General features: G+C 52.3%; 4 protein-coding genes and 3 pseudogenes. All 7 read left to right on the forward strand.

Translation table 11 applies throughout. From position 1 onward, the window contains the following. Positions 1-694, forward strand: a 694-nt coding sequence (locus QVP90_RS05500) for a carboxymuconolactone decarboxylase family protein (protein ID WP_288203967.1), incomplete at its 5' end; no start/stop codon positions are given. 145 nt (positions 695-839) lie between these two features. Then, complete coding sequence (locus QVP90_RS05505) at positions 840-1,400, forward strand: flavodoxin (RefSeq protein WP_288203969.1); 561 nt, start codon at positions 840-842, stop codon at positions 1,398-1,400. A gap of 11 nt (positions 1,401-1,411) precedes the next feature. Continuing rightward, positions 1,412-2,584, forward strand: a complete 1,173-nt coding sequence (locus QVP90_RS05510) for an iron-containing alcohol dehydrogenase (RefSeq protein ID WP_021935882.1) — start codon at positions 1,412-1,414, stop codon at positions 2,582-2,584. A 111-nt stretch (positions 2,585-2,695) separates the two neighbouring features. Continuing rightward, positions 2,696-3,013: pseudogene (locus QVP90_RS19955) on the forward strand (SDR family NAD(P)-dependent oxidoreductase); the annotation flags it as partial. A gap of 15 nt (positions 3,014-3,028) precedes the next feature. Beyond that, positions 3,029-3,547 (forward strand): annotated as a pseudogene (locus tag QVP90_RS19960) (SDR family oxidoreductase); the annotation flags it as partial. Between the two features lie 12 nt (positions 3,548-3,559). Beyond that, a pseudogene (locus QVP90_RS05520) lies at positions 3,560-3,970 on the forward strand (SDR family oxidoreductase); the annotation flags it as partial. Positions 3,971-3,996: 26 nt separating this feature from the next. Beyond that, a partial coding sequence (locus QVP90_RS05525) for an aldo/keto reductase (protein WP_288203968.1) occupies positions 3,997-4,724 on the forward strand: 728 nt, incomplete at its 3' end.

Genomic DNA, 4,724 nt, shown 5'->3' on the forward strand with positions numbered 1-4,724 from the left:
TGATATTCTTTTCGGGGAAGTGTGGAGCCGGAACGATCTGCTTTCGCTCCGCGACCGTTCCATAGTAACCGTGGTGGCCCTGATGTCACAGGGACTGACCGATTCCTCGTTCAAGTACCATCTCGAATCGGCGAAGAAGAACGGAGTGACCCGAACCGAGATAGCCGAAATACTCACCCATGCCGCATTCTACGCGGGCTGGCCGAAAGCGTGGGCGGCTTTCCGTATGGCAAAAGAAGTTTGGACCGATGGCAATGCCGACAGCGTAGCGGCAGGTTCGCTCGAAGCGTACGCGCAAACCATCATTTTCCCCGTGGGGAACCCCAACGATGCCTACGCCAAGTATTTCATCGGTCAAAGTTACACGGCTCCCGTAGTAACGGACGGAGTCCCCGTGGTAAATGTGACCTTCGAACCGGGCTGCCGCAACAACTGGCATGTGCACAAGGCAACGAAAGGCGGCGGTCAGACACTCGTATGCGTGGGCGGTCGCGGCTACTATCAGGAGTGGGGCAAAGAGCCGGTGGAACTGCGTCCCGGGGATGCCATCAATATTCCGGCAGGCGTGAAACATTGGCACGGGGCTGCTCCCGACAGCTGGTTCTCGCATTTAGCCATCGAAGTGCCCGGTGAGAACAACAGTACCGAATGGCTGGAACCTGTCGGTGATGAAGAATATTCTAAATTAAAATGACATGAAACAGATAGTATTGATACTTATGAGCCTACTTACTTTCAGTAACCCGTCGAAAGCACAAAAACAAACAGCAGATACCGACAGGCCGTCCGACAAGAAAATCCTTGTAGCCTATTTCTCCTGTACGGGGACCACAGAGAAAGTGGCAACCGCTATCGCAAAAGAGACATTCAGTTGCTCGTCGAAAGCACAAAAACAGACAGCGGATACCGACAGGCAATCCGACAAGAGAATCCTTGTAGCCTATTTCTCCTGCACGGGGACCACAGAGAAAGTGGCAACCGCTATCGCAAAAGAGACTGGCGGTAAACTTCACCGGATTACTCCGGCTACGGCCTACACTTCGGCAGACCTCGACTGGAACGACAAGGCGAGCCGCAGTTCGGTGGAGATGGCAGACGAAAAATCACGTCCTGCGCTGGGCGGAGAAACGATTGACCTGAAAGATTACGACGTGGTGTTCCTCGGTTATCCGATATGGTGGGACTTGTGTCCGCGTCCGGTCAATACCTTTCTTGAGAAATATGATTTCGCGGGTAAAACCGTTATTCCTTTTGCCACATCGGGTGGCAGTTCAATCACGGGTAGCGTGAAACAACTCAAGGAACTCTATCCCAAAATTGAATGGAAAGAAGGCCGACTGTTCAACGGCGGTACGGCAAACGTCGCCGGATGGTCGAAGCAGATTATTGAAAAACTCTAAAAACGACAGATATGGAAAATTTCGAATATCATACCCCGACCCGTTTGATTTTCGGGAAAGGTATTATCGACAGACTGCCCGAAGTGATGCGCCCCATCGGAAATAAAGTCCTTCTTGCATACGGCGGGGGAAGCATCAAACGCCTTGGGCTTTACGACAAGGTGAAGGAACTGCTCAAGAATTTTGAAATCCACGAATTGGGTGGTATCGAACCCAACCCCAAATACAATCCGAGCGTACTCGACGGACAGAGAATATGCAAGGAGAAACAGATTGATGTTATCTTATCCGTAGGTGGAGGTTCAGTCCTCGACTGCTGTAAGGCGATTGCCGCAGCCGCCCGATATGATGGTGACCCTTGGGACTTAATTTCGTATAAGGTAAAAGCAGAGGATGCTCTTCCCATTGTCGATGTCATGACGCTTGCCGCTACCGGCAGTGAATATGATTGCGGCGGTGTTATTTCCCGGACAGAGACCAACGACAAGATCGGATATGTGGACCCGCTTCTTTATCCTGTCTGCTCTCTGCTTGACCCTGCCTATACCGAAACGGTCAATGCCAAACATACTGCGGCCGGTGTGGCCGATGCCATCAACCACGCGATGGAACAGTTCTTTGTCAATCCGTCTAACTCGGTTGCCGACGGTTTCTGCGAAACGCTGATCAAAACCCTGATGAAGTTCGGTCCTGTCGCTTTGGATCATCCCGACGACTACGAAGCCCGCGCCGAAATCATGCTTGCCTGCACTTTCGGTTGCAACGGGTTGCTCAATCTGGGGGCAGGCATGTCGGGATGGCCCATGCACGGCATCGAGCATGCGTTATCGGCCTACTACGACATCACGCACGGTGAAGGGCTTGCCATCATCACACCGAGATGGATGCGACACATCCTGAACGACCGCACGCTGGAACGTTTCGTGAAGTTCGGTGTGGATATTTACGGTATCTCCGCTGAACTGCCACCTTACGAGATTGCGGAACAGACGATTGACAAGACTTACGATTTCTTCAGGAACACGATGCGCATGCCGATGACTCTGCGTGAAGTGGGCATCGACGAAAGCCGTCTGAAAGAGATTGCCGCACACATCGCGACAAATGAAGGACTCGATAATCCTTCCATTTTTGCTCCGCTTACGGAAAAGGACATTTACGAAATACTTGAAACATCTTTGTAAAACATTACTTTAACAAAGTGAACTTCATAACAAAAGGATTTGAGCCTCGCAGCAAAGTTGTTGCGGGGCTCTCTTCGTAACTTTGCATCAGAACATTAAAGCAAAAGAATCATGGAAACAATGAATGAAAAAGTGACAATGGTAACGGGGGCAGCGGCAGGTATCGGGCAGGCCTCGGCAGAAGCATTTGCAAAAGCGGGTGCAACCGTAGTATTGGTGGACATCAATGAACCGAAAGAACAAGCCGGGAAGTTGGTTTCAGAAGGGTATAAAGCCGTGGCATATCGCTGCGACGTGTCCGATACACGGGCTGTAAAGGAGATGATTGACTGGATCGTTGCGACTTACGGCAGGCTGGACGCTGCATTGAACAATGCTGGGATACAGACCCCGCAACGGCCGATGGCCGAGATTACCGACGAGGAGTTCGACCGCACGGTAGTCACACGGGCTGTAAAGGAGATGATCGACTGGATCGTTGCGACTTACGGCAGACTGGACGCTGCATTGAACAATGCCGGGATACAGACACCGCAACGACCGATGGCCGAGATTACCGACGAGGAGTTCGACCGCACGGTAACCGTCGATCTGAAAGGTGTATGGAACTGTATGCGTTACGAGATTATCCAGATGCTGAAACAAGGCGGTGGTGCCATTGTCAATACCTCGTCTCAAGGCGGTGTTACGGGCTTCCCCGGACAAGCGGCCTATATCGCTTGCAAGCATGCGGTGATCGGTCTGACCCGTACGGCTGCCATCGACTACTCGGCAAAAGGGATTCGTATCAATGCCGTCTGTCCGGGTGTGATCCGAACACCTATGGCCGAAGAACTGATACGGCGTAACCCCGATCTGGAAAAGGAACTGGTCCGAGATATTCCTGCCGGACGTCTCGGTAAACCGGAAGAGATAGCCAACGCCGTATTGTGGCTTTGCTCACCGCAGGCAAGTTTCGTGGACGCTGTCGATCTGAAAGGTGTCTGGAACTGTATGCGTTACGAAATCATCCAGATGCTGAAACAAGGTGGTGGCGCTATTGTCAATACCTCGTCTCAAGGCGGTGTTACGGGCTTCCCCGGACAAGCGGCCTATTTCGCTTGCAAGCATGCGGTGATCGGTCTGACCCGTACGGCTGCCATCGACTACTCGGCAAAAGGGATTCGTATCAATGCCGTCTGTCCGGGTGTGATCCGAACACCTATGGCCGAAGAACTGATACGGCGTAACCCTGATCTGGAAAAGGAACTGGTCCGCGATATTCCTGCCGGACGTCTCGGTAAGCCGGAAGAGATAGCCGACGCCGTATTGTGGCTTTGCTCACCGCAGGCAAGTTTCGTGGACGGGCACGCCCTTTTAGTGGACGGGGCATTTTCCATTCATTAAGTTATAATTCATAAAAACATAGAATCATGGAAGAAAACAATAAAATGGATATCAGCCGTCGTGGATTTCTCAAGAAGGCTGCATTGGCAGGAGCCGCAATGGCCATGCCTTCGGGATTGAGCGAAGTATTCGCTTCGGAAACGGGGCAAGCAGACATATCAGATGTCGATACCGATGCTGTCCGCATCAAGGAACATCGTGTATTGGGTACGGGCAAAGCGGCCTTCGAGGTGTCGGCACTCGGTTTCGGCGTGATGGGAATGACCTACAACCGCAGCCAACATCCCGACAAAAAACAGTGTATCCGTCTGCTGCATGAGGCGGTAGAGCGTGGTGTAACGCTCTTCGACACAGCTATCATTTATGGACCGTTGACCAATGAGAATCTGGCAGGAGAAGTGCTGTCCGAGTTCAAAGGGCGGATCAACGTGACGACCAAATTCGGACATGAAGTGATCGACGGCAAAGGAACCGGTCGTCAAGACAGCCGTCCGGCAACCATCCGACGCTATTGCGAGGAGTCGCTTCACCGATTGAGACTCGATTCACTGCCGATGTTCTACCAGCACCGTGCAGACCCGAACACTCCGGCCGAGGAGGTAGCGGCTACCATTGCCGACTTGATCAAGGAAGGTAAAGTGCAACGCTGGGGTATGTGCGAGGTCAGTGCCGAAACAATCCGTAAGGCCCACGCCATTTGTCCGCTGACGGCTATCCAAAGCGAGTACCATCTGATGCACCGCCTGGTGGAAGA

Origin of the sequence: Bacteroides sp. CAG:189, from assembly GCF_000432295.1 — a bacterium.
GTDB classification, from domain to species: Bacteria; Bacteroidota; Bacteroidia; order Bacteroidales; family Bacteroidaceae; genus Bacteroides; species Bacteroides salyersiae.